The following is a 345-nucleotide window of genomic DNA, read 5'->3' on the forward strand; positions in this document are numbered from 1 at the left end:
CCTGCAGGTCCCGATCTATCCCTTTGTAACGCGGCCCGTAGATCGGAGTGTATTTTCTCTTCAATATTTTCTTGGCAATGATCTGCGTGATAAAATCCTTTGCATAGTAATGAATTTGCGTCACTGGTGTGGTCGACAATGTTCTTCGAATACCTTTGAATGTCTTTGTTCTTTGCCATTTGAACTCCATGGAGCTTACACAGGAAAATGGATTCCTCGTAATATAGAGAAATATGGCTTCCGGAAAAATCTCGTGGACAAACGGCACGCGCAGGACATTGGAAGGCGTGTTCTCCATGATCTGCCGGCCGCCGTTACGTGACTGGTATTCGAGGAACCGATCGC

General features: G+C 46.4%; 1 protein-coding gene. It reads right to left on the reverse strand.

The window, feature by feature from the left end:
* Nucleotides 1-345: sulfotransferase (locus EN869_RS33805; protein ID WP_135916133.1), on the reverse strand; the 345-nt coding region annotated here is incomplete at both ends.

The organism is Mesorhizobium sp. M2D.F.Ca.ET.226.01.1.1 (assembly GCF_004022705.2).
Taxonomy (GTDB): domain Bacteria; phylum Pseudomonadota; class Alphaproteobacteria; order Rhizobiales; family Rhizobiaceae; genus Mesorhizobium.